The sequence below is a fragment of the Serratia sp. PF-27 genome, assembly GCF_030053255.1.
Taxonomy (GTDB): Bacteria; Pseudomonadota; Gammaproteobacteria; order Enterobacterales; family Enterobacteriaceae; genus Serratia; species Serratia bockelmannii.
Window position 1 is genome coordinate 479,515 of sequence record NZ_JASGBT010000015.1, and the last position, 25,188, is coordinate 504,702.

Here is a 25,188-nt window from a genome sequence, read left to right on the forward strand (position 1 = left end):
TTATTCTCCTGCCTGTGACGGCGGGTTGGCGGGCCGGCGGGTAAACATGCGGCGCACCAACACATAAAACAGCGGTACGAAAAAGATGGCCAATGCGGTGGCGGTGATCGTACCGCCGATAATGCCGGTACCGATGGCGATTCGGCTGTTGGCGCCGGCGCCGCTGGATACCGCCAGCGGCAGCACCCCGGCGGTGAACGCCAGCGAGGTCATCAGGATCGGCCGCAGGCGCATGCGTGCCGCGTGGACCGCCGCGCCAATCAGCGTTTCCCCCCGCTGGTGCATCTCCTCGGCGAACTCGACGATCAAAATGGCGTTCTTCGCCGACAGGCCGATGATGGTGAGCAGCGCCACTTGGAAGTAGATGTCGTTTTCCAGCCCACGCAGCGTGATCGCCAGCAGCGAGCCCACCACACCCATCGGCACCACCAACATCACCGCGAATGGAATCGACCAGCTCTCATACAGCGCCGCCAGGCACAGGAACACCACGATGAGCGAAATGGCGTACAGCGACGACGCCTGGCCGCTGGTCAGCCGTTCCTGATAGGAGAGCCCGCTCCAGGAATAGCTGCTGCCGGCGGAGTATTTCGCCGCCAGTTTCTCCATCTCGCTCATTGCCGTACCGGAGCTGACGCCGGCGGCGCCCTGCCCGGTGATCTCGAACGACGACAGCCCGTTATAGCGCGACAGGTTCTCCGGCCCGTAGATCCAGTGCGAAGACGCAAAGGCGGAGAACGGCGTCATGCTGCTGGCGCCCGACGCATTGGTGCCGCGCACAAACCAGCGGTCGAGGTCTTCCGGCTTGGCGCGGTACTGCACGTCGCCCTGCATATAGACTTTTTTCACCCGGTTGCGGTCGATAAAGTCGTTGATGTAGGTGCTGCCGAACGCGCTGCTGAGGGTGCTGTTGACGTCACCGGCGCTCAGGCCGAGCGCCTGCAGCTTGCCGTTGTCGATCTCCACCTGCAGCTGCGGGGTGTCCGGCAAGGTGTTGGCGCGCACTGCCAGCAATGCCGGATTGTTGCCGGCGGCGGCGACGATCTGGTCGCGCATCGCCTGCAGCTCGGCGCGGGTGGTCGCCCCTTTGGCCTGCAGCTCGAAAGTGAAGCCGTCGGACTGACCGAAACCGTCGATCGCCGGTGGGCTCATGGAGAACACCTGGGCGTCGCGCAGCGAAGCGAAGTGCGCCATGGCGCGTTTGGCGATGGCGTCGGCGGTGTTCTCGCTGCCGCTGCGCTGGCTCCAGTCTTTGAGGCTGACAAACGCCATGCCGGCGTTTTGCCCGCTGCCGCTGAAACCGAAACCGTTGATGGTGAAAATGGTGCTGACGTTGGCCTTTTCCTGATCGAGGAAATAGGCGGTCACCGCCTCGCTCACCGCCGAGGTGCGCGCGTTGGTGGCGCCGGCCGGCAAGGTGTACTGCACCATCACCGAACCCTGATCCTCATTGGGCAGGAAACCGGTCGGCAAACGCAGATACATCACGGCCGCGGCGATCAGCAGCAGACCGTACAGCAGCAGATAGCGCGTTGGCCGGTGGATCACTGCGCCGACCTTGTCGGCGTACTTCTCCTGCAGCCGGTTATAACCGCGGTTGAATCTACCCAGCAGCCCTTTGTCGGTCTGTTCTTCATGCGTCGATTTCAGCAATGTGGCGCACAGCGCCGGCGCCAGCGTCAACGCCAGCACCACCGACAGCACCATTGAGGAGACGACGGTGATTGAAAACTGACGGTAGATCACCCCGGTGGAACCACCGAAGAACGCCATCGGCAGAAACACCGCCGACAGCACCAGCGCGATGCCGACCAGCGCGCCGGTGATCTCGCGCATCGATTTCTCCGTCGCCTCGCGCGGCGGCAGTTTATCTTCACGCATCACGCGTTCGACGTTTTCCACCACCACGATGGCGTCGTCCACCAACAGCCCGATCGCAAGCACCATGCCGAACAGCGTCAGGGTATTGATCGAATAGCCGAACGCCGCCAGCACGCCGAAGGTGCCCAGCAACACCACCGGCACGGTGATGGTCGGGATCAGCGTGGTGCGCAGGTTTTGCAGGAACACGAACATCACCACCACCACTAACACCACCGCTTCAAACAGCGTTTTCACCACCTCCTCGATCGAGATGTTGATGAAGTCGGTGCTGTCTTTCGGGTAGGCCACCTTGTAGCCCTGCGGCATCGCGCTTTGGTATTCCGCCACCTTGGCCTTAACCAGTTTGGCGGTGTTGAGGGCGTTGGCGCCCGCCGCCAGCTTGACCGCTATCCCCGCCGCCGGGTGGCCATTGAGGTGCGCGCTGGCGGAGTAGTCTTCGTTGCCCAGCTCAACCCGTGCCACGTCACCCAGCCGCACCAGCGCGCCGCTGCTGTCGCTTTTCAGGATGATATTGCGAAACTGTTCCGGCGTTTGCAGCCGCGACTGCGCCTTTACCGTGGCGGTCAGCTGCTGATCGGCGGCGGCCGGTAGATCGCCTACCTTGCCGGCAGACACCTGGGTGTTTTGCGCTTCGATCGCCGTCTGCACGTCGGAAGGCATCAGCGCATAGCTCGCCAGCTTGGTCGGATCCAGCCAGATACGCATCGCATATTCCGAGCCGAACACCTGCACGTCCCCCACGCCCTCAATGCGCGACAGCGGATCCTGCAGGTTGCTGACCAGATAGTCGGAGATATCGGCCATTGTCGCCTTGTCGCTTTCGTCATACAGCCCGACGATCAGCAGGAAGCTGCTCTGGGATTTCTTGACCGTCACGCCCTGCGCAGTGACCGCGCTCGGCAAACGGCTTTCCGCCTGCTGCACCTTGTTTTGCACCTGCACCTGAGCGATATCCGGATCGGTGCCCTGATCAAAGGTGACGTTGATGCTGACCGAGCCGCTGGAGCTGCTGGTCGAAGAGAAATACAGCAGGCCGTCCAGGCCGGTGAGCTGCTGCTCAATCACCTGCGTGACGCTGTTTTCCAGCGTTTCCGCGTCCGCGCCCGGGTAAGTGGCGGAGATGGAAATCTGCGGCGGTGAGACATCCGGGTACTGCGAGACGGGCAATGAATTGATCGACATCAGGCCGCACAGCATGATGATGATGGCAATCACCCAGGCGAATACCGGCCGCCGGATAAAGAACTGCGCCATATCACTGCTCCCCGCGTTGGGTTTTGTCGACTGAAACCTCAACCGGCTTCACCGCGGCGCCGATCGTGACCTTGCCGGTGCCTTCGACGATCAGACGATCGCCTTCGTTCAGCCCGCTGCCGATCAGCCAGTTGCTGCCCACCACCCGTTCGGCGCTGACGGTGCGCTGCGCCACGTTGTTTTGCTCGTCCACCACCAACGCGGTGGCTTCCCCTTTGGCGTTGCGGGTGATGCCCTGCTGCGGCGCCAGAATGGCTTTGGGATCGACGCCGTTATCCACCGTGGCGTGGACGTACATGCCGGGCAGCAGCTCATGCTCGGGGTTGGGGAACACCGCACGCAGCGTGACCGAACCGGTGGCCTCATCCACCGCCACCTCGGTCAACTCCAGCTTGCCGGCGTGGGCATAAGGCGTGCCGTCCTCCAGCTTGATGGCGACCGGCGTGACCGCACCGCGCTGCAAAGCGGCCTGCTGACGGCGCAGTTTAAGCAACTGGGCGCTGGACTGGGTCAGATCGACATAGATCGGATCCAACGCGCGGATGGTGGCCAACGCATCGGTCTGGCTGGCGGTGACCAGCGCGCCCGGCGTCACCGATGAGATGCCGATGCGGCCGGCGATCGGTGCCCGCACCTGGGTATAGGCGAGGTTGATGCGCGCCGCCTCCAGCGCTGCCTGATACTGGGCCACCGACGCCACGGCCGCCAAATAGGCGGCTTTGGCATCGTCCGCATCCTGCTGAGAAACGCCGTTCTCTTTCACCAGCGCCGCATAGCGCTGTGATTTGAGCCGGGTGGATTGCACCGTGGCCTGGGCGTTTTTCAACTGGGCGGCGGCCTGATCGTAGCTGGCCTGATAGCTGGCGGGGTCAATTTGGTACAATACCTGCCCGGCTTTCACCTCGGCCCCTTCGGTAAACAGCCGCTGCTTGATGATGCCGTCGACCTGCGGCCGCACGTCGGAAGTCATGGTGGCGTTGACCCGGCCGGTCAACTCGCTGCTCAGGGTCACTGACTGGCCGCGCAGCGTGACGACGCCGACCTCCTGCTCACCGCCTGCGCCCGTCGGCGCACCGGCGTTTTGCCCATCGCAGGCGGACAGCAACAGCGACAGCCCAAGCACCAAAAGCGTTTTTCTCTGCATTGCAATACGATCCCATTGAGAATGACTATTCTCAATATATCGAATGCAGACATTCGCTTCTGAAAGGGTTGCGTAAGGATAGCGTAAAATCTTGTCGAAGCGGGAAACGGTGGAGCAATATCGTTCAGCGTGGTTTCAGCACATTGGCGCAGCGATTTTTTGCCAATGCAATAAAGCGTTCCACTTCAGCCGGCGGCTGCGTCGTTTCAGTCGCATCAGGCTCTTGCTCCCGATGAGCATCGCTCGCCGGCTGTTTGCAACGATAAACCAGACCATACAGGGGATGACGTCCGTCTTCGGTCTGATAATAGTGGGCCACGCGGGCGAATGAATAGTAATAATAAGGCGTTGAATGTTCTTCGCCCCGATAAACGTTTTGCGTACCGCCGTAGTCGAATGTCAAGTTGGCGGTCTTTTCCATCAACCGATCCAGGTCGTCGATGACCTGTTCGGTACAACGGTTCAATTGTCGCCGCGCTTGTTCATTCAATTTATCGGCATCGTCGTCGGCGCATCGGGTGATATAGCCTTCATACTGGAGATTGTCGGCGAGCTGAAGTACGAAATAACGGTATGACTGCCCGGCGATTTTCACCCCCTCGCGTTCTTGAATCAGCTTCGCGTCCGGAATGAGATACACCGCCGCCGGATCCTGATTATCGAGCGTAAGCGTAGCGGCACTGGCCCCAACAACGGGCGCCAAGAGCGAGACCATAAGCAGGGATAACCGGGTGTTCAAACGAAAGTCCATTGTTTTCGCATCCTCATCCATCATAAATCTCGCCATCTTATCTCGTCAGCGGCGGCGTACCGAGCGCCGCGTGGGGATTTTTAGGGTTTAACCAGTCTAAACACCGTTTTGGTGTGCCAATAGTAGTCGATCGCCGCCGCGATATTCGGCATCCAACCGTCCGGCTCATAGGGCACGAAACCGGAAAAACCCAGCCGGCGGGCAGAGACCTGGAATCCCGCGGCGGAGAAAATGCGCGCATAGTCGTCCAGCGAGCGATCCTGCACCACGGTATGCGTCTGTTCAGCCACCCTTTCGCGCCATTGCGGCCACAGCGGGTTGTCGGTGTGGCAACCGGTCACCGCATAATAAACGCCGCCCGGCTTCAGCACCCGCAGCATATCGGCGGCATGCTGCGCGATATCTTCAATCAGGTAGATGACTTCATGACTGAAGGCGATATCGAAGTGGTTCTCATAACCCGTCAACCGCGTGTCGGTCTGATAACCGATCGGCAGGTTTCCTTTCAGGCGGTTGGCGTGTTCGACGGATTGGCGGGCGATATCAACGCCGAGCCCTTCACGAAATGGCCGGATTTGGTGCAACAGACGCAGAAAACCGCCCTGATTGCAGCCGAAGTCCAGCACCCTGACGCCGGACAATTCGTGTTCCGGCACCAGGCTCAGCAGATGCCGCCAGATGGGCGCATGACCTTCGGCCATGGCCTGTTCTGCGTGCGGATCGCGATACCAGGTGGGAATGCTCAAGGGTGAGTCGTTCATTATGGCCTCCTTATGTTTCCACTCAGCCAATCACACCCTATGGCGACAAACAACCGCGTGCGCATTTTTTGAACATTCACTGGTCTGGCTTGCCATGCACCGGCAATTGGCTGGTCACGCAGTGAATGCCGCCGCCGCCGGCGGCGATGGCGTCGATCTCCAGCTGCACCACCTTGCGCTGCGGATAGAGCGCCGACAGCAGCGCAAACGCCGCCTTATCCGCCTGCGGATCGCCAAATTCAGGGGCGATCACCGCGCCGTTGATGACGAAATAGTTGATGTAGCCCGCCGCGAAATCGGGGTTGCGGCGACTGAATCGGCTTTCGCGCGGTGCCCGCGGCGGCGAAAGCGTATGTACCTGCAGCGTGCGGCCGTCGGCGTCGGTCGCTGCTCTGAGGATCGCCAGATGCGCTTGGGTAACCGCATGATCATAAGAGGCCGGATCGGTATCCAGGTTGGCCACCACCACGCCAGGCCGCACGAAACGGGCATAAAAATCGACGTGGGCATCGGTGATGTCTCGGCCTTTAATGCCCGGCAGCCAGATAATTTTGCGCAGGCCGAGCATCGCCTTCAGCTCTTGCTCAACCCGGTCTCGGCTCCAGCCCGGGTTGCGGTTCGCATTCACCCAACTGCTCTCGGTCATGATGCCGGTGCCGTGCCCATCCACCTCGATGCCGCCGCCTTCGCCTACCAGCGCGCTGCAGCGCGGTTGAGCGACGCCGTATCGCCTGGCGACAAACCCTGCCAGACGCGCATCCCTGGCATGTTGCTGCTTATCGCCCCAGCCGTTGAAGTTGAAATCCACCGCGCCCAGTTCGCCGGCGTCATTGACGACGAAATTGGCGCCGATGTCGCGCATCCAGATATCATCCAGCTCAGTGACAACATAGCTGACGTTGTGACTGCCGCAGGTGGCCTCAGCCAATTGCCGTTCATTGCCGCGGCAAAAAACCGTCAACGGCTGAAAGTCGGCGATGGCGCGGGCGATGCGCCCCTGCGCTGCCTGCACGTCCGCGGTGAACCCGCCCCAAATCGCACGCTGCGCGCCGAAAGCGAGAAACGCCCGCTGTTGCGGTTCCCCTTCGTCGGGCATCCGCCAGGTCGGATTAAGCGCAGCTTTCGCGTGACCGCGTAACGGGATGCCCAATGATGCCGTCAAGCTCACACCGGCCACCGCCGAAAGCTGCTTGATAAAGGTGCGACGCGTTGACATAAATAGCCTCTTTAAATTGATTTAAATTCAAACTGTTATCCGGTTTTTTTACGCTCCGGCGCTTGAATCCCATGCTAGTCTTCCCCTGCCGCTGCGACAAACGATATATTTAGCGGATATCTGATTAGACAGGCTTATCGATAATGTTAAAACACTGGCCCCCCTTGAGCGCCCTGCGCGGATTTGAAGCGGCGGCGCGCCTGGGCAGTTTTCATCAGGCTGCCGAAGAGCTGCACCTCACCCAGTCGGCCATCAGCCAGCAGATCCGCAGCCTCGAGGCGTTTCTGGAACAGCCGCTGTTCTTCCGCACCGGCCGCAGCGTGGTGCTGACCGACGCCGGCCACGATCTGTTCAGCACCGCACAGGTGATGCTGCAACAGCTGGCCGTCGGCATTCGCCGTTTGGATCAGTACCGCAAACCCAACCAACTGATCGTTAACACCACCCCGGCCTTTGCCCGCCACTGGCTAACGCCGCGGCTGGGCGACTTCAATCGGCAGCATCCGCAGATCGATCTGTGGCTGTTCACCAGCTTTGAACCGCCGGATATGGCGACGGACAGCATCGATCTGGCGATCCGTGACGATCTCAGCGCGCAGGCGGACTGCACCTTTAACGTTCTCTGTACCGACCGACTCTACCCCGCCTGCCACCCCAGCCTGCTGGCGTTGACGCCGGAGCAGCGCGTGACCTTGCACGGCGAACGCGAGATGGATTGGAGCCACTGGGCGGTGGCGGGCGGCGCGCACGTCGGCCAGCGAGACAGCGGGCTGAACTTCTCCGATCCTGGTCTGCTGCTGGACGCCGCCTGCAACGGCCTCGGCATCGCGTTGGTCAGCCAACTGCTGGCGCAACACGCGCGCGACGCCGGGCTGCTGCAACCGTTAACCGAGCAACGCGTGCGCGGCGCCAACTGGGCGTGGCTGCTGCACCGCGACAGCGAACACAATCCGCTCGCCCGGCACTTCTGCCAATGGCTGCAGTCGGCGCTGCCCGCCGGCGCATAACGCGCCACGTCACGATTTGCTACTCTGGTCAGGCGGCCCCGCCTGACCGCTGCTACTTTCAATAAAGCGTCGCAACAGCCCGAAGAAAACGCGCTAACCTGCTGTTTCAAAATAATTAGTTGAATTCACCTGATAACTGAACATCGCTAAAAGGATCTTCTATGTCTGCCGGTTTATTGAAAACGATAGCTCTGAGCGTGGCCCTTGCCTGCACCGTTCCCGCTGCCTTTGCCGCCGAACTGACCGCCGGCGCGGTCGCCGCCCCGGATCAGTATGGCGCCAAGGTCGCCGCGCACATTCTGCAGGCCGGCGGCAATGCGGTCGATGCGGCGGTCGCCACCGCCTTTACCCTGGCCGTTACCTACCCTGAAGCCGGCAATATCGGCGGCGGCGGCTTTATGACGCTGTACGTCGACGGCAAACCCTATTTCCTCGACTACCGCGAAGTGGCGCCCAAGGCCGCCGGCAAAACTATGTACCTGAACGAGAAAGGCGAAGTGATCGAGAATCTCAGCCTGGTGGGCAGCCGCGCCGCCGGCGTGCCGGGCACCGTGCTGGGATTGTGGGAAGCGCATAAACGCTTCGGCAAGTTGCCCTGGGCCGAGCTGCTGACGCCGGCGATCGGTTACGCCCGGCAAGGTTTCACCGTGGCGGATCAGCAGTATCAGTACCGCGAAGACGCCAACAAGCTGTTCGCCGGTAAAACCAACTTCGGCGACTATTTCGGCGCCATGAAGCCCGGCACGGTGTTCAAGCAGCCGGAGCTGGCCGCCACCCTTGAGCGCATCGCCAAATCGGGCGCCGACGATTTTTATCACGGCGAAACCGCTCGCCTGCTGGTGGCGCAAATGCAGCGCGACAACGGGCTGATCGGCGCGGCGGATTTGGCCGACTATCGGGTGAAATGGCGTGAACCGATGCGCATCAGCTGGCGCGGCAACACCGTGTATACCGCCCCGCTGCCCAGCTCCGGCGGCATCGCGCTGGCGCAGCTGCTGGGGATCAAAGAAGATCGCGCCGCCGACTTCAAGGGCGTGCCGCTGAATTCGGCGCGCTACATCCACCTGCTGGCGGAAATCGAAAAACGCGTGTTCGCCGATCGCGCCGACTACCTCGGCGATCCGGACTTCACCCAGGTGCCAGAAGCGCAGCTGATCGCCCCCGACTACCTGAAAAAACGCGCCGCCGAGATCAACCCGACGGCGATCTCGCCGACCGAAAAGGTGCGGCCGGGGCTGGAAACCCACCAAACCACCCACTTCTCGATCGTCGATGCCGCCGGCAACGCGGTCAGCAACACCTATACGCTCAACTGGGACTTCGGCAGCGGCGTGGTGGTCAAAGGCGCCGGCTTCCTGCTTAACGACGAGATGGACGACTTCAGCGCCAAACCCGGCGTCGCCAACGCCTTCGGCGTGGTGGGCAGCGACGCCAACGCCATCGAGCCGGGCAAGCGCATGCTCTCCTCGATGAGCCCGACCATCATCACCCGCGACGGCGACGTCACCCTGGTGATAGGCTCGCCGGGCGGATCGCGCATCTTTACCTCGATCTTTCAGGTGATCAACAATCTCTACGATTACCATCTGCCGCTGGCGCAGGCGGTGGCCGCCCAGCGCGTGCACCATCAGCTGTTGCCGAAGGACACCGTCTACTATGACAGCTTTGCACCGCTGACCGGCAAACCGGCGGACGAGCTGAAGGCCATGGGTTACACCCTCGAAGACCAGGGCTGGAACATGGGGGATATTCAGGCTATCCGCATCGATGGCCGCACGCCGGAAACCGCGTCCGATCCGCGCGGCCGCGGCGTCGGACTGGTGGTGAAAAAGTAACGCGCCGGCGGCCCGCTTCAGCCACGCCGGGCCGCCGTTCTCCCCGCACAGACTGACGTTGCTCCCTTTTTCACTCATCTATACTGAATCGACAGGCTCGCGTTTAACGGCGACGGCGCTTGCGTTCCATCTTGGACGATAAAAATAATATTTTCAGTAAATCAATCACCTGCATTTATCGTAAGCGATGTCGGAGGCAATCAACAATGGCGAAAAGACGAGCAGTACCCGGGGTGCATCCCTACGATGGGCCCGCCGGCGGTTGGGGCGCACTAAAAGCGACGGCCATCGCCGTGCGCACGCAGATGGACACCTTAGAAGCGCCGGTGACGCTGATGCGCACCAATCAACCCGACGGTTTTGATTGTCCGGGGTGCGCATGGCCGGATAAAGAACATCGATCTACCTTCCAGTTCTGTGAAAACGGCGCCAAAGCCGTGACCTGGGAAGCGACCAGCAAGCGCGTGACGCCCGAATTTCTGGCGCAGAACACCGTAACGTCGCTGCTGCAGAAAACCGATTACCAGTTGGAAGACTATGGCCGCCTGACAACCCCTCTGTGCTATGACGCCGGGACGGACACCTTGCGCCCGCTGGCCTGGGATGAGGCGTTTCAACGCATCGCCGCCGTTTTGCAAACGCTGCCGCCGGAGCAGGTGGAGTTTTATACCTCCGGCCGGGCGTCCAATGAGGCGGCCTACCTGTTCCAGCTGTTTGCGCGGGAGTTCGGCAGCAATAACTTCCCCGACTGTTCCAATATGTGCCATGAGCCGACCAGCGTTGGCCTGCCCCAGTCGATCGGCATCGGTAAAGGCACCGTGTCGCTGGACGACTTTGACAGCGCGGAGCTGATTATCTCCATCGGGCACAATCCGGGCACCAATCACCCACGCATGATGGGCACGCTGCATGAACTGGCGCGTAAAAAGGTACCGATTATCGTGTTTAACCCGCTGAGCGAGCGGGCGCTCGAGCGTTTCACCGATCCGCAAAACGTCATCGAAATGGCGACCTACAGTTCGACCCCTATCGCGTCCACCTACTATCAGGTCAAGGCCGGCGGCGACGCCGCGGCGCTCAAAGGCATCGCCAAAGCGCTGCTGCAGTTGGATGACGAACATGGCAATGCGCTGGACCACGCCTTTATTGCCGAGCACACGGAAGGTTTTGCGGATTTCGCCGCCGATCTGAAGGCCACCGATTGGGATGCGATTGAGGCGGAGAGCGGCCTGGCGCGCAGTGATCTGCAACAGGTCGCCGCCGCTTACGCGAAATCCAACGCCACCATCGTGACCTACGGCATGGGCATTACGCAGCACAATAAAGGGACGGCCAATGTGCGCCTGATCGCCGATCTGCTGCTGCTACGCGGCAACATCGGCAAACCGGGCGCCGGCATCTGCCCGCTGCGCGGCCACTCCAATGTGCAGGGCAACCGCACCGTCGGCATCACCGAAAAACCGTCGGCCGATTTTTTGGCAAAGCTGGAAACGGTGTTTGGCTTCACGCCGCCCAAAGCCCATGGTCACGATGCCGTGAAATGCATGCAGGCGATGATCGATGGTGCCTCGAAGGCGTTGATCTGCCTGGGCGGCAACTTCGCCGTAGCATTGCCGGACCCCGAGCAGAGCTTCCCGGCGATGAAAGCCCTGGAGTTAAGCGTGCATATCGGCACCAAACTCAACCGCAGCCATCTGTTGGTGGCAAAAGAAACCCTCATTCTGCCCTGCCTGGGCCGCACTGAACTGGACATGCAGGCCGGCGGGCGGCAATCGGTGACGGTGGAGGATTCAATGTCGATGGTGCATGCGTCATCCGGCAAATTAAAACCGGCGTCGGAACTGCTGCGTTCGGAACCCGCCATTGTGGCCGGCATGGCCAAAGCGGTGATGCCCGCCAGCAAGGTGCCCTGGGATGAGCTGATCGAAGATTACGACGTGATCCGCGATTTGATCGAAAAAACCATTCCCGGCTTCGACGATTACAACGCGCGTATTCGCCAACCCGGCGGCTTCCGCATGCCGCTGCCGCCGACCGAACGCCAGTGGCCGACGGCGACGGGCAAGGCGATGTTTTCCGTGTTCAGCGGGCTGCATGAGGACGAGATAACGACAGACAAAGACACGTTGCGGCTCATAACGCTGCGCAGCCACGATCAGTACAACACCACCATCTATGCTCTGGACGATCGCTACCGCGGGGTCTTCGGCCGGCGCGACGTGCTGTTCATGAATGACAGCGATCTGCAACGTTTGGGGCTGGAACATGGCGACGTGGTCGATCTGGAAACGGCGCTGCCCGGCAGCACCCAGCGCCTGGAAGGCATCACGGTGATCGCCTACAACATCTCAGCCGGTTCGGTCGGCGCCTACTACCCGGAGGCCAACGTGCTGGTGCCGCTGCATTACATCGATGAGGAGAGCGGCACGCCGTCGTACAAATCGGTGCCGATCCGCGTGAAGTTGAGATCCAAAGAGGTGCGCGCGGTCGATATCGCCTGACGGAAGCGGTTTGAGCCTTTCTCCGCATGGAGAAAGGCTTCTCCCCCTTTAGACCTGCGCCACCAACACATTAACGTTGGCGGGGAAAACCAAGCCTTCTAATGCGTTACCGCTGTCGGAGGTCACCAGATAATCGACCTCGGGCCATTTGGCCACCAGCGTCATCGCATGCCCGCGCAGCTTGTTTTCGTCGGCCAGCACGATGCACTTGCGGCTCTGCGCCATCATTTTGCGCGCGATGGCCGCTTCATTGACGTTCTGATCCATTACGCCGGTCTGCACATTGACCGCGCCGGCACCGATAATGGCGTAATCGGCGAAAAACGCCTCAATGTTATTCAACGCGATTGCACCCAGGCACGCCATTTTGGAGTCGATGAACTGCCCGCCGATCAGCACCACGTCAATGGAGTCATTCTCCAGACAGACGTTGGCAATCAACGGCGAGTTGGTGATGACCGTTAACTGATCGACCGTCGCCAACTGCCGGGCAAACTCCAGCGTGGTGGAGCCGAAATCCACGAACACCGTATCGCCCGGTTGGATCAGCGTCACCGCTTTCTCTGCGATGGCGCGCTTCTCGGCCTCGGCGATTTTGGCCCGCTCGTTGAATTCATGCTCGAATTTAAACTGGCTGCTCACCGCGCCGCCGTGGATCTTCTTGATCAGCCGATAGTCTTCCAGCTTGTTCAGGTCGCGCCGAATGGTTTCCTGCGAAACCTGGAATTTATCCGCCAGCTCATTCACGTAAACCCGGCCGTTGGCCTGGATCAGCGCCAGTATTTCATTGCGCCTTTCCACGGAATTAGAGATATCCATTCACATTACACTCGCTGCCTTTAGTAAGAGTGACTGCCTCCGCCGAGACTTGCGGCGTTAACTGACGGAATACTACGGGTTTCAGGGCGTTAGACGCAAGCCGTTGCCGTCGTTCATCCTGCGGATTCGATGCTGATGTGCAGTGCATCACGCTCAGCCTCGGCCGGCAAGACGATATTGCGCAGCAGGATCCGCCGTTCCGGCAGGCAGCGGTGCGTTTTGCGGTACAGCACTTTCTCCCCCAGCCGCACCACCACCGAACCGGACACCGCCTGTTCCACGCGCATATTGATCGTGACCGTGGCGGGCTTGCCGATCAGCGCCACACGGGCGGGCGCAGTCAGGCGTATCCGTTCGTCGTGCCGCACCGGCAGGATTTGCTGCGCCGGCGGCAGCGTGCACTGCAGCGAATGGGCAACGGCCTCGCCGACGCGCAGCCCTTCCTGATAACACTGGTCGCCCATGTCCGCCGGATGCAGCATGTTGCCGACGGCGAAATAGGCGGCGTCGGAACAGCGGCCGAACTGGTCTGTCAACGGGCAGCCGCTCTCCGGCCGCTGCGCCAGGTGGCTCTGGCGGATCAGCGTATACTCCCCGGTGAAGCGGCCGGTGAAGATCAGGCTGTCGCAGGCGATGCGCTGCTTCTCCCCCTGACGGTTTTCCACCTCGATGGACTCAACCCGATCGCGGCCGGCAATATCGGTCACGCGCGAATAGTAGTGGATCGGCACCCCCATCAGACGCGCATAGAGCGCGCTCAGACGCCAGGCGACGGGTCTGCCGCCGCTTTCAATCATGGCGACGGCGCGCACGCCAGCGTTACGCAGCGTCCATAGCGCGGAGAAACTGACCAGCTCGGTGCCGATCACCACCGGCGCCTTGCCCGGCTGCAGCCCGCGCAGATAGACGAACTGCTGCAGCGCACCGGCGGTGAGTACGCCCTGCGGCCGCAGGCCGCTCACCAGTCGCGGATGGCGCGGCGTCTCGCGCACGCCGGTCGCCAGGATCACCCGCTGCGCTTTCAAGGTGCTGACGCCGCGGCGATCCGTGATGGTCAGCTCGCCGTCCGGCTTGATGGCGAGCACCGTCACGCCGGTATGGATTTCCACCTGCCCGGTGCGCGCCAGTATCTTATCGACATAGGTGGAGCCCAACATCGGCCGGTAAAACGTTTGCAGCCCGAAGGTGGGGTGCCGACAGTGCCTGGGCACGCCGCCCGCTTGCTGCTCCCGTTCCAGGATCACCACATCCTCGATCCCCGCCTGCCGCAACGCGGTCGCCACCGCGATCCCGGCCGGCCCGGCGCCGACAATCGCCACCTGATACTCAGTTTTCATCAATGCTCCCTACGGCCAGCGTCTGGCCAAAACGATCGCCTACCATTTCCGCCACCCGGCTGCTGCAATAAAACCCGTTGCAGCGCCCCATCATCACGCGCGTGCGGCGCCGCAGCCCGCCGATGCACTCCGGTGGCACGGCGGAATCGAACGTCGCCTCAATCTCCCGCTGAGTCACCAGCTCACAATGGCAAACGATGCCGCCGTTATCCGGGCGCGCGTAATCGCGCAGCGCGTAGTCGGCGAGCATCGGCATCTGCGGCCAATGCACGGTTTGCGGCGCCGTCGGCGTGAAGCACGGCGTAAAATGGTCGCGGTAAAGCTGCTCCACGTATTGCGCGATGCCGAGCGCCGCCGTCAGGCCGGTGGAGCGAATGCCCGCCACGCAGATCCACTGCCGCTCGGGATAGTGCTGAATGCGGTAGTGTTTCTGTTCGGTCGCCGGGCGTAATCCGGCATAGCTAGCGGTCACGCTGTAATTCGCCAGCGAGGGCAGCAGCCGGGTGCCCTGTTCGATCAGTTCGCGCATTTTGGTTTCGTCTACCGTTGCCGTTTCTCGATCCTGCTGTTCTTCGGCGGTCGGCCCCAGCAGCAGATTGCCGAAGATGGTTTTCGACAGCAGCACCCCTTTGGTGATGGCCGTCGGCACCGGCAAGATAATGGCGTTGACCTGCCCGGCGGCGGCCTTGTCGAACACCAGAAACTGCCCTTTGCGCGGGCGAATTTCAAACTCGGGCTGATGGCAGAAACTTTCTACCCGGTCGCCCTGATTGCCGGCGCAGTTGATGACGATTTTGCCGTGAAACTCGCCCCGGTTGCTGGTTAGCCGCCAGCCGGTCGGCAAGCGTTCGGCGCCGGTCACCTCGGTATTGAAGCGATAGTTGCCGCCGTGTTTGACGCCCTGCGTCAGGTACGCCAGCGGTGTGCTCCAGGGATCGATCACGCTCTCTCCCGGCACCTCGACCGCCGCCAACGCGCCGGGCGCCAGCTGTGGCTCACGGCGATACAGCTCGGCGGCGTCGATCTGTGCCACGTCCAGCACGCCATTGTCGTGCGCCTGCTGCACGATCGCGGGCAGCGCCGCCAACTGCTGCTCATCCCAGGCCACAACCAAGGCGCCGGTGGGTAACAGCGGCAAATTCATCCGTTCGCGGATGGCGATAAATTCCCGGTACCCGGCCTGCATGCAATGCAGTTCCAGGCTGCCGCTGGGCGCATCGAAGCCGGTGTGCAGCAGCGCGCTGTTGGCTTTGCTGGCGCCAGACAGGATATCGCCTCCCTTTTCCAACAGCAGCGTTCGGGCGCCCATCAGGCAGAATTGGCGGAATACCGCACACCCGACCACACCGCCGCCAATCACGACAATGTCCCAATCCGTTTGTTCTTCCATCATGCTGATGTCCCGTTTTGATGTGATAACCACAATAAAACCACACAATAACCGCATTTGAAATGGTAAAAACAACACAACTCCCAAAAAAAAGCCGCAGAACGCGGTGATAAGCAAAAAGTATGAGGTCGATCACGCGGGGTTATTTTATCTTGTGATTTATGTTGCTTTAATGTGTGAAATTGAAGATAGATTATTAAAACAGTCACACAAACAACACCAGGCACAATAAAAAACAAAACCTATAAGAGAGCGAAGCAATGATGAATCAACGTTATGCCGCGATTGATCAGGGGACCACCGGCACCCGGGTCGTGGTGTTCGGCGAAGACGGCAGGCACCATTCGCCGGCCAGCATGCCGCACAAGCAGATCACCCCCAATCCGGGCTGGGTGGAACACGACGCCCTGGAGATTCTGGCGAATATCCGCCGCTGTCTCAGCCAGTGCGACATGGTGGACGCCATCGGTTTAGGGCATCAGGGCGAAAGTCTGCTGGCCTGGGACGCCGACAGCGGCCTGCCGCTGTACAACGCCATCGTTTGGCAAGATCAGCGCACCGAGCCGGAGATCCAGCGCCTGAAACGCGAAGGCGTCGAACCGCTGGTGATGGCGAAAACCGGCCTGCCGCTCGATACCTACTTCTCCGCCAGCAAGATGGGCTGGCTGATGAACAACGCGCCGGGGGCCAGGCAGCTGGCGCAACGCGGCCGCCTGCGGCTCGGCACCATGGACGCCTTCTTCCTGTTCCACCTGTGCGGCAGGCATCTCACCGACTATAACTCGGCCTCGCGCACCTCGTTGTTCAACATTCATACCCTGCAGTGGGACGAGGAGCTGTGCCGTTTGTTCGGCGTGCCGATCGACAGCCTGCCCGAGGTCAGAGACAACATCGGCCACTTCGGCGACGTCGTGCTCAACGGCAAACCGGTGCCGCTGACGGCCTGCATCGTCGACCAGTTTGCCGGTACATACGGCCACGGCTGCCATCAACCTGGGCAGATGAAGATCACCTTCGGTACCGGCGCTTTTTTACAGGCGATCACCGGGCCGCGTCCGATCGATGCCGGCGAGTCCGGCCTGTTGCCCACGCTGTGCTGGAAGCTGCCCGGCAGCGAGCCGGTGTATGGCCTGGACGGCGGCGTTTATAACGCGGCCTCCGCCATTAACTGGGCGAGAAAGATAGGCCTGTTCAACGATTTCGATGAATTCGGCGATTTCCCGGCCCATCCGGCCATCGCGCGCGGCCTGGCCTTTGTACCGGCGCTCTCCGGGCTGGCCTGCCCGTACTGGGATCGCTCCGCCGCCGGGATGTGGGCCGGGCTGTCGCTGGAAACCGAACGCAAGGATCTGCTGCAGTCAATACTCGAAGGCATCGCCATGCGTTCCGCCGAGGTGATCAACGCCATGGATAAGTTGAAACCGATCGGCGACAGCATTTCGGTGGACGGTGGTCTGTCCGCCAACCGCTATTTCACGCAGTTCCTCGCCAACCTGATCCAAAAGCGCATCGTTACGCCCGCCAATAAAGAGATCACCGCTCAGGGCGTGGCTCTGTTGGCGCGTAAAGGGCTGGGCGTGGAACAGCCGCTCAAGGTGCTCAACCGCTATGAAGTGACGGAGCCCACCGAGGTCGATATGGCGGTCTGGTTTGCCCGCTATCAGGAAATCATCGCGCGTTCGCGCGGCTTACGTTCATCGCAGGAGGAACACCATGGCTGAGTTCGGTAATTTCATCATCTATATCATCATGGCCGGCACTCTGATCGGGGCGTTGGCGTCGATCGTCAAACCGGAAGGCGAACTGGGACGTGAGTTCGTCAACGGCATTCACGCCATCGGCCCGGTGTTTCTCGCCCAGGCGGGCATCATGGCGGCGATCCCAATCATCTCTTACCTGATCATGTACAGCATCGGCCCCTTCTTCTCGGCGCTCGGCTCCGACGCCTCGATCGCGGCGCTGGCGGTGATCGCCGTGGACATGGGCGGCTATCAGTTGGCTGACGCCATCGCCGCCAACCGCGACATGTGGATCGTCGCCATGTTGGTGGGCTACACCTCCGGCGCCAGCATCGTGTACCTGATCCCGGTCGGGCTTATCATGCTGAACCGCGACGACCATAAATATCTGGCGCTGGGCGCCATGGCGGGCCTGATCAGCATTCCGTTCGCCGTGCTGATCGCCCTGGTGACCATCACCTTCAACAACCTGCCGGTCAGGGAGATTATCTCCACCACGTCACCTGCCGCGCACTATCTGCAGTTGGACTTGCTGCAGGCGCTGCGGCTGCTGTCCCCGCTGTTCGCCCTGTGCTTCCTGTTGGCGTTGGGGCTGAAGCTGCGGCCGGCGGCGATGGTGAAAGGGTTCCTGATCTTCGGCAAGGCGGCGGATGCCTTTATCAAGCTGGTGTTGGCGCTGTGCATCATCGAGCATTTCACCGGTGTGTTTAAAAAGGTGTTCGGCGGCTGGGTATTCGATCCGTTATTTGCCGACAAAGACGAATTATTCCGCGCTATCGAGATCGCCGGTTATATCGGCATTATGTTGGCGGGCACATTCCCCATTTGTTATTTATTCCAGCGCTATTGCCGCAAGCCGATGCATTTCATCGGTAAAAAGCTCGGTTTATCGGATACAGGCGCGCTGGGCTTTATTATGGTATTGGCCAATATCATCGCCGTTTATCACCTGTTCAAAGGCATGCGCGCCCGCGATAAGGTGCTGTGCGTGGCCTTCGGCATCTGCGCGCAAGCCACGCTGGGCGATCACCTGGCATTTACCGCCAACTTCCAACCTTCGCTGGTGCTGCCGATCATGATGGGTAAATTCCTCGGCGGCATGATTGCTGTCCTGATCGCCATCAAGATCTCGGTGCCGGAAGCCGAATTGCTGGAAAAAGAACAGACGCAAAGGCAGTCGACGGCCATCGCCGCCGCCGCTCGCTAAATTTATCCCTAAGCCATAAAAATAAACGGGGCGCCGCCTCACGGGGAAGCTGCGCCCTTTTTTCGCCCCGGACATCAATGATTGAGAGAACAAATGCTAATGAGAAAAATATTTTTAGCCTGCCCCTACAGCCACGCCGACGCCAACGTCGTGCAGCAACGCTTTATCGCGTGCAACGACGTCGCCGCCGCTATCGTACGCGCCGGCAGCGCCGTTTTTAGCCAGGTCAGCATGTCACATCCGATCAACCTGTGTTTGCAAGAGCTCGACAAAACCGCCATCGGCAAGCTGTGGGCGCCGATCGACGCCCTGTTCATGGCGGCGATGGATGAGTTGATCGTGCTCGATTTGCCGGGTTGGCAAGAGAGCGGCGGCATCAAGCGCGAGATGGACGCTTTCGCCGCACGCGGCTGCCGCGTCAGCCTGTGGTCTGAGGTCGCGGGCGAGTTCAACTGAGGCGTGCGCCCCGCCGCTAAGCGCGACGGGGCAGCGGCTTATTTGCCGTTGGCCAATTCGCCGTACACCACCTGGCCGCGGAAACCGCGCCGCACCTGCTGGAACAGCTCGCGGAACGCCGGGTAATCCTGCGCCTGGCACAGCGCTTCCTTGCCGCGAATGGCGTTCACCTGCAGGCGGTGATTGACGGTCACCTGCTGCCCGTCGCGCCGCCACGCCACGCGATAGTCGCCCGCCGCATTGCGGAACTGTCTGTCTTGCGGAATGGCGATGATCGGCACGTTGGCCGGCAGCTGCAGACGGTAGGTTTCGTCGTAGCGCTGTGCGCTGCAGTAGAACGGCGTTTCGTTGTCCGGTGCCGTCGTGGTGGTATACAGCGTGCGGAACGATTTGCCACCGGGCGGATTAGGCAGCGTCATGCCGCCCACCACGCCGAAATCGACGTAGTCGTCCGCCTTGAAGCGGAAGCGGTAACCGAACTGTTTTTTGAGATCCAGCGGATCGCTGTTCATCGCCACTTCGCCGCTGCCGTCGATACCGGAGGCGGACATGATCGACGCTTCGGCCTGCGCCCGGTTCTGCCGGTTGATCTGCGAGAAATAGCCCCGCAGGTCAATTTCTTCCACTTCGCTCAGCCGACGCTCGGTTTGTCCGTGCAGATTGCCCGCTTTGTCAAACACGAAATCGACGCTCAGCGCGCTCTTGACCGGCTGCTCATCGCTGCCCGGCGTGCGCGCCAGCTTGGCGTCGCGCGTCAGCAGCACCGGCGCCCCCAGATCGCCTTGCGGCAGTTGCCCGAACCGCGCCCAGGGGTTGGTGGAGTCCAGGTACAGTTTGAACTCCGGCACATAGGTGATGGCGTGATTAAAGCGGCTGAGCAGCGGCACTTTAGGCAGTAACGGGCCTTCATCCATACCGATCAGCACCGGTGAGCTTTCAATACCCTTGGCAGCGAGCAGCGCCTCCAGGATCACCACGTGGTCCTTACAGTCGCCGTAGTGGTTGTCGAGAATGCTCTGCGCCGAATTCGGCTCCAGCCCACCGTTGCCAAGATACACCGCCACGTAGCGAATGTTTTGCGCCACCCAGCGATAGAGGGCCTCCGCCTGCTCGCGCCGATCGCTGATGCCGGCGGTGATGTTGTCTGCCAGTGCCTGGATGCCCGGCGTCACCTTCGCCGCCGCACCGGCCTTCAGCTGATAGGCCTTGGCCAACTGCGGCCACTCGCGGTAGGTGCTCGCCATGATGGTCGGGCTGAAGGTCCAGCTGTCCGCTGCCCAGTTTTGTGATTTCATCGGCGCGCTGCGCGAATAATGCCAGCGCCAGTGCGCTTGGCCGTTGCGGATCTGCGGCTTGTCCCCGCCTTCCACGCCACGCGTGAAGATATGCATCGGCAGCTTGGCCGGTGCCTGCAGGGTCACTTCGGCGTCGTCGAACTGATCGAAAACGCTGAACGTCTCCCACAGGCCGAAGTAGTCGGGGAAATACGGGGTGTTTTGCGTGCGGCGCAGCTCATACACCACCCGCGAGCCCGGCGCCAGGTTGGAGAACACGATGACGCGCACTTTGCGGTCGGCATACAGCGGGGCCGTGGCGCTGGAGTAACTCTCCTGGGTATAGATGCGATCGGGCGCCACGTCGTGCCGCTGGCCGTCGGCAGTCAGCGTGTAGGCGGCGACCACCTCCAGCGTTTCCATTTTTTCGCTGTAGCTCAGGCGGATCTGGCTGAATTTTTCGACCGCCGCCTTGGTCTTCAGCAGCACTTCGTAGCTTTCCGTCTTCACGTTGGTGGCGTTGGCGTTGACGCGGTAATCCGCGCGATAGCGCACGAAGCTGAAATCGTTGTTGGCCGTGTCGTTCTGGCCCTGATCCGCCGCGACGGGCGGTGTAGCGGCCAACACGGTGGCCGGGTGCGTTGCCGTCAAACCGGCGAATAACAGCAGGGAAGGAATAGCGATTTTCATCTTCGGTCCTTGAAGGGCAATAAACGGCGACGCCGGGCTACGCGCCCGTCCCGGCGTCAAAACAGGCGGGCACACTAATATAATTGAGAATCATTTTCAATAAACGGACCTTCAACGCCCGGGCTAACCCTGTTCTATCAACATCACGGCGGTGGTCTCCGGCTCCAGCGCTTCGAAAACGTGCTCGCGATCGGCGGAGTAGCTGATGTAATCGCCGGCGCTCAGCTCCAGCGGCTGCTCCGCCGGCCCGAGGCGCGCTCGCCCGCTGCTGATGATCACATGCTCGACGGTGCCGGGGGGATGTGGCCGGGAAAGTTTCGCCTCTCCGGGTTGCACCCGCAGCCGGTAAATGTCGCGCTGCGCGCCCGGCGGGCAGGTGGCCAACAGCGTGGCGGCGTAGTTGCCCTGCTCCGACAGCGCCGGCGTTCCCTCATGGGCGCGGATCACTTGCACCGGCCTGCTGGGTTGCGAAATCAGTCGGCTGACCGGCACGTCCAGCGCCATCGCCAACGCCCACAGCGTTTCCAGGCTGGGATTACCGCTGCCGGCTTCGAGCTGCGACAGCGTGGACTTGGCGATGCCCGCGCGCTTCGCCAGCTCGGTCACCGACAGGTTCAATCGCTCACGCTCGCGGCGGATCGCCGCCGACAAGAGGCCGATCGGCGTGATGTTCTGCATCAGGTTATTGCTCATCGTTCGTTATATCATCCGTTTGTTCGACTTGACGAACAGCCGCATGTGTGTTCATCATAATGTCCAATTGTTCATTTTAATGATTAAGCGGCTTCACCACAAGCATGGTCAGGCAGCGAGGGCAACAACATGAAAACAAAGACGCGCGGCGCAGTGCAAATGATCCTCGCCATGACCATCTCAGGCACCGTCGGTTGGCCGGTACTCGTTTTAGGGCAGCCGCCCACAACGGTGGTGTTTTGGCGCTGCGCGTTCGGCGCGCTGGCGATGCTGGCGACCTGCGCCGCACTCGGTCAGTTGAAGCTCGGCGCGATCAACCGGCGGCAGCTGGCTGTCGCCATCCTCGGGGGTATCGCGCTGGTGCTCAACTGGACGCTATTGTTTGCTGCCTACCAGCATGCTTCGATCGCTGTCGCCACCGTGACCTACCATGTTCAGCCGTTTATGTTGGTGGCGCTGGGGGCGCTGCTGTTCGGCGAAAAACTGACGGCTAACCGGCTGGGCTGGCTTCTGCTGGCGTTCGCGGGGATGGTGTTGATCGTCGCCGGCCGGCAAAGCGGCGGCAGCGGCGATGACTACCTGCTCGGCGTGGTACTGGCGCTCGGTGCGGCCCTGATGTACGCCATTGCGGCGGCGATCGTCAAACGGCTGGCCGCGTTGCCGCCGCAGCTCATCGTGTTGATTCAACTGACCGTTGGCTCGTTGGCACTGACACCGTTCGCCGGCCTGGCCACGCCGCCAGCGGCCCCCATCGACTGGCTGCTGCTGGCAACCCTCGGCCTGGTGCATACCGGTTTGATGTCCACGTTGCTCTATGGCGCCATTCAGAAGATCCCCACGGCCCTGGTCGGCGCCCTGTCGTTCATCTACCCGGCGGTGGCGATCGTGGTGGACTGGGCAGTGTTCGGGCACCGTCTCAGCCTGCTGCAGCTGCTGGGCACGCTGGCCATTCTCGGCGCGGCAGCGGGCATGAACTTCGGCTGGCGATGGACGCTCGCCGTGCATCGGGCCGGTAAAATCGGTTAATCCCGCCCGACGGGCAAGCTATGCACAATAAGGCATTCGCCTTGTGTCCGGCGCGGTGCTATTTATTTAAACCGTGTAGGGTAGAAGGAGTTTTCTATGTGGCATCACCGCCTGCAACGGCGCATCCGTTTCAGCTACTGGAACGAACTGTGCGTCACCAAAAAATAAGGGAAGGCGCAAGCCTTCCCTTTTGTCATTCACCGCTCAGATCAGAAACGGTCGGTTTTCACCACGTCGTCGAACGGCAGTTTGCCGATGCGCGGATAAGGCTGCCCCGCCGCCTTGCCGATGGCGACCATCAGCGCGATCTGATAGTGCGCCGGCTTATTGATAATCTCACCCACCGCGTCGAAATCAAATCCGTCCATCGGGCAAGAGTCGTAGCCCTGCGCCTTGGCCGCCAGCATCAGCGTCTGGGCGAAGATGCCGCTGCTGCGCATCACTTCGTCGCGCTGCACCTGCGGCTTACCGCGATAATACTGATCGACGGCCGGGATCATGAACTGCTGTACCGGCTCCGCCGCCTCGGCCCAGACGTTTTTAACCTGTGACTCCCAGCTCGACAGATCGCCGCACAGCACGACCAGCATCGATGCGTCGGTCACCTGCGCCTGCCCCCACGCCGCTTCGCGAATTTTCTCGCGCTGCGCGCGATCTTCGATCAGCAGCGGGCGCCAGTGCTGCAGGTTAAACGCGCTGGGTGCGCCCTGCAGCGCAATGTTTAACAGCGCTTTTTTCTCTTCGAGCGTCATCACGTACTGCGTATCGAACTGCTTGGTGGCGCGGCGTTGGCGGATCGCGTCTAACGTATTCATTTTACTGCCTCTGTCCATGTGAAAAGGTCTATTGTCGTCACCGCGGCGCGGCTGTCCAGCCCCAGGCGGCTATTTCTGCGCGGTTTCGGCGCGCAAACGGCTGACCTGCGCCGCCAAGTCAGGCCACGGCGCCTGACCGGCGTAATGCTGCCGCAGGTAGTTGAGCAGAATGGCGATCTGCGCGTCATTCAGGTTATGGCGAAAACCCGGCATATAGCCCAGCTCGGCGTTCGCCGGCCGCTGTATGCCGTCCAGCACCACACGAATGGCGTTGTCCGGCGCATCGGCGAACAGGTTAGTGTTCAGCGCCAGAGACGGCCGCACCCCCGCCATCTGCGCGCCTTTTTCCTGCGCATGGCAAGCCATGCAGGCGCCGGAAAACAGCCGTGCCCCTTCCGAACTCAGAGGCTCCACCTGCCGTTCCGCCTGAGCGTTTAACGTTGCCGCCGTAGCGCCCGCCGCCGTTTCAGGATGATAGCTGCGCAGATAGACGGCGATCGCCTGCAGATCGGCCTGCGGCAAGCGCGACAGCCCTTCTTCGATCACCGGCGCCATCGGGCCGGCGGCGACGCCGTGGTTGGCCGAGTAGCCGGTGCGCATGAAATCGACCAGATCCTGCTGCGTCCAGGCGAGCGGCGCGGGTGAGCGGCCGGTCAACGCTGGCGCCGTCCAGCCTTCCGCCACGCCGCCGGCCAGGTGCTCGTCACCGGTTTTCTCGCCGAACAGTACGTTGCGCGGCGAATGGCAGGCGCTGCAGTGCCCCAGCCCTTCGACCAGGTACGCGCCGCGGTTCCAGTCGGCGCTTTGGGCCGCCTGTTCCGGCATCGCGCCCGGCGTCAGGAACAGCAGGTTCCAGGCAAAGATGCCCTGGCGAATATTGAACGGAAAGTGCAAATCGGTGGCCGGCGGCCGGTACTTGACCGGCGGCTGCGACATCAGATAGGCATACAGCGCCTGCAGATCCTCGTCGCGAGTGCGGGTAAAGGCGGTATAGGGAAACGCCGGATAGAGATAGCGGCCCTGGCGATCGACGCCGTGGCGCATGGCGCGTTCGAACGCCGCGTAACTCCAGCTGCCGATGCCGGTTTCCACGTCCGGCGTGATGTTGGTGGTGTAAATGGTGCCGAAGGGGATCTCCATCGCCAGCCCGCCGGTGTTGCGCTCACCACCCGCACGGGTGTGGCACACGGCGCAGTCGCCGAGGTCGGCCAGCGTTTTGCCGCGCGCGATCTGCGCCTCGCTGAAACGGTGGGTCGCATCGGCGGCGAGCGGCGCGATTTCCGGCTGCCTACTGGCGACCACGCCGGCCACCACAACGGCGATCACCGTGACGCCGCCCCACCCGACGATTTTTTTCATCTTACTCATCTTTGCTGTCCTTGTTCGTTA

General features: G+C 61.5%; 19 protein-coding genes. 7 read left to right on the forward strand and 12 right to left on the reverse strand.

The features are described from left to right. The 5 genes from QMZ29_RS07155 to QMZ29_RS07175 form a co-directional block, all read right to left on the reverse strand. A complete protein-coding gene (locus QMZ29_RS07155) occupies positions 1-3,138 on the reverse strand; it encodes an efflux RND transporter permease subunit (protein WP_261424558.1) in 3,138 nt (1,045 codons plus the stop codon). Position 3,139: 1 nt separating this feature from the next. Beyond that, on the reverse strand, positions 3,140-4,282 hold the full coding sequence (locus QMZ29_RS07160) for an efflux RND transporter periplasmic adaptor subunit (protein ID WP_141998111.1): 1,143 nt from the start codon (positions 4,280-4,282) through the stop codon (positions 3,140-3,142). A gap of 124 nt (positions 4,283-4,406) precedes the next feature. Continuing rightward, entirely contained in the window at positions 4,407-5,057 is a 651-nt protein-coding gene (locus QMZ29_RS07165; protein WP_049207561.1) for a hypothetical protein, read from the reverse strand. A gap of 56 nt (positions 5,058-5,113) precedes the next feature. Continuing rightward, complete coding sequence (locus QMZ29_RS07170; RefSeq protein WP_141998113.1) at positions 5,114-5,794, reverse strand: class I SAM-dependent methyltransferase; 681 nt, start codon at positions 5,792-5,794, stop codon at positions 5,114-5,116. Positions 5,795-5,870: 76 nt separating this feature from the next. Further along, positions 5,871-7,010, reverse strand: coding sequence for an agmatine deiminase family protein (locus tag QMZ29_RS07175; RefSeq protein WP_141998115.1), 1,140 nt, complete (start codon positions 7,008-7,010; stop codon positions 5,871-5,873). 143 nt (positions 7,011-7,153) lie between these two features. On the opposite strand from QMZ29_RS07175, the gene QMZ29_RS07180 reads away from it, so the two are divergent. The 3 genes from QMZ29_RS07180 to QMZ29_RS07190 all read left to right on the forward strand — a co-directional run bounded on the left by QMZ29_RS07180 (position 7,154) and on the right by QMZ29_RS07190 (position 12,353). After that, positions 7,154-8,017: a LysR substrate-binding domain-containing protein gene (locus QMZ29_RS07180; RefSeq protein ID WP_173888773.1), complete on the forward strand. Its 864-nt coding sequence runs from the start codon at positions 7,154-7,156 to the stop codon at positions 8,015-8,017. Positions 8,018-8,178: 161 nt separating this feature from the next. Further along, a complete protein-coding gene (gene ggt / locus QMZ29_RS07185; RefSeq protein WP_261424562.1) occupies positions 8,179-9,852 on the forward strand; it encodes a gamma-glutamyltransferase in 1,674 nt (557 codons plus the stop codon). A 206-nt stretch (positions 9,853-10,058) separates the two neighbouring features. Beyond that, a complete protein-coding gene (locus QMZ29_RS07190; RefSeq protein WP_261424565.1) occupies positions 10,059-12,353 on the forward strand; it encodes an FdhF/YdeP family oxidoreductase in 2,295 nt (764 codons plus the stop codon). A 48-nt stretch (positions 12,354-12,401) separates the two neighbouring features. On the opposite strand, the gene QMZ29_RS07195 is transcribed toward QMZ29_RS07190, so the two are convergent. From QMZ29_RS07195 to QMZ29_RS07205, 3 genes are all read right to left on the reverse strand, one after another. Further along, a complete protein-coding gene (locus QMZ29_RS07195; protein ID WP_060447144.1) occupies positions 12,402-13,172 on the reverse strand; it encodes a DeoR/GlpR family DNA-binding transcription regulator in 771 nt (256 codons plus the stop codon). A gap of 113 nt (positions 13,173-13,285) precedes the next feature. Then, the gene (locus QMZ29_RS07200; protein ID WP_261424566.1) at positions 13,286-14,509 is read right to left on the reverse strand and encodes an NAD(P)/FAD-dependent oxidoreductase; all 1,224 of its coding nucleotides are present in this window, start codon (positions 14,507-14,509) and stop codon (positions 13,286-13,288) included. Beyond that, positions 14,499-15,902 carry an NAD(P)/FAD-dependent oxidoreductase gene (locus QMZ29_RS07205; protein WP_060447142.1) on the reverse strand — a complete coding sequence of 468 codons (1,404 nt, stop codon included), beginning with the start codon at positions 15,900-15,902 and terminating at the stop codon, positions 14,499-14,501. Before QMZ29_RS07205 ends, QMZ29_RS07200 begins: the two co-directional genes overlap by 11 nt. Before the next feature lie 257 nt (positions 15,903-16,159). Between QMZ29_RS07205 and QMZ29_RS07210 the strand changes: the two genes are divergently transcribed. From QMZ29_RS07210 to QMZ29_RS07220, 3 genes are all read left to right on the forward strand, one after another. Further along, the gene (locus QMZ29_RS07210; protein WP_261424568.1) at positions 16,160-17,620 is read left to right on the forward strand and encodes an FGGY-family carbohydrate kinase; all 1,461 of its coding nucleotides are present in this window, start codon (positions 16,160-16,162) and stop codon (positions 17,618-17,620) included. Next, a complete protein-coding gene (eutH, locus tag QMZ29_RS07215) occupies positions 17,613-18,845 on the forward strand; it encodes an ethanolamine utilization protein EutH (protein ID WP_033643135.1) in 1,233 nt (410 codons plus the stop codon). The genes QMZ29_RS07210 and eutH overlap by 8 nt, the downstream gene beginning before the upstream one ends. Positions 18,846-18,944: 99 nt before the next feature. Beyond that, positions 18,945-19,301 carry a DUF1937 family protein gene (locus tag QMZ29_RS07220; RefSeq protein ID WP_049205691.1) on the forward strand — a complete coding sequence of 119 codons (357 nt, stop codon included), beginning with the start codon at positions 18,945-18,947 and terminating at the stop codon, positions 19,299-19,301. A 38-nt stretch (positions 19,302-19,339) separates the two neighbouring features. Here QMZ29_RS07220 and QMZ29_RS07225 read toward each other — a convergent pair whose 3' ends face one another. Both QMZ29_RS07225 and QMZ29_RS07230 read right to left on the reverse strand, forming a co-directional pair. Next, positions 19,340-21,265, reverse strand: coding sequence for a DUF3857 domain-containing protein (locus tag QMZ29_RS07225; protein ID WP_147823824.1), 1,926 nt, complete (start codon positions 21,263-21,265; stop codon positions 19,340-19,342). Positions 21,266-21,388: 123 nt separating this feature from the next. Beyond that, positions 21,389-21,958, reverse strand: coding sequence for a helix-turn-helix domain-containing protein (locus QMZ29_RS07230; RefSeq protein WP_043143518.1), 570 nt, complete (start codon positions 21,956-21,958; stop codon positions 21,389-21,391). 129 nt (positions 21,959-22,087) lie between these two features. On the opposite strand from QMZ29_RS07230, the gene QMZ29_RS07235 reads away from it, so the two are divergent. Beyond that, on the forward strand, positions 22,088-22,984 hold the full coding sequence (locus QMZ29_RS07235; RefSeq protein ID WP_261424576.1) for a DMT family transporter: 897 nt from the start codon (positions 22,088-22,090) through the stop codon (positions 22,982-22,984). Between the two features lie 209 nt (positions 22,985-23,193). Here QMZ29_RS07235 and QMZ29_RS07240 read toward each other — a convergent pair whose 3' ends face one another. Both QMZ29_RS07240 and QMZ29_RS07245 read right to left on the reverse strand, forming a co-directional pair. Beyond that, on the reverse strand, positions 23,194-23,799 hold the full coding sequence (locus tag QMZ29_RS07240) for a nitroreductase family protein (protein WP_025302894.1): 606 nt from the start codon (positions 23,797-23,799) through the stop codon (positions 23,194-23,196). Positions 23,800-23,868: 69 nt separating this feature from the next. Further along, positions 23,869-25,167 (reverse strand): c-type cytochrome, encoded by a 1,299-nt coding sequence (locus QMZ29_RS07245; RefSeq protein WP_197834951.1) that lies wholly within the window; start codon positions 25,165-25,167, stop codon positions 23,869-23,871. Positions 25,168-25,188 lie beyond the last annotated feature (21 nt).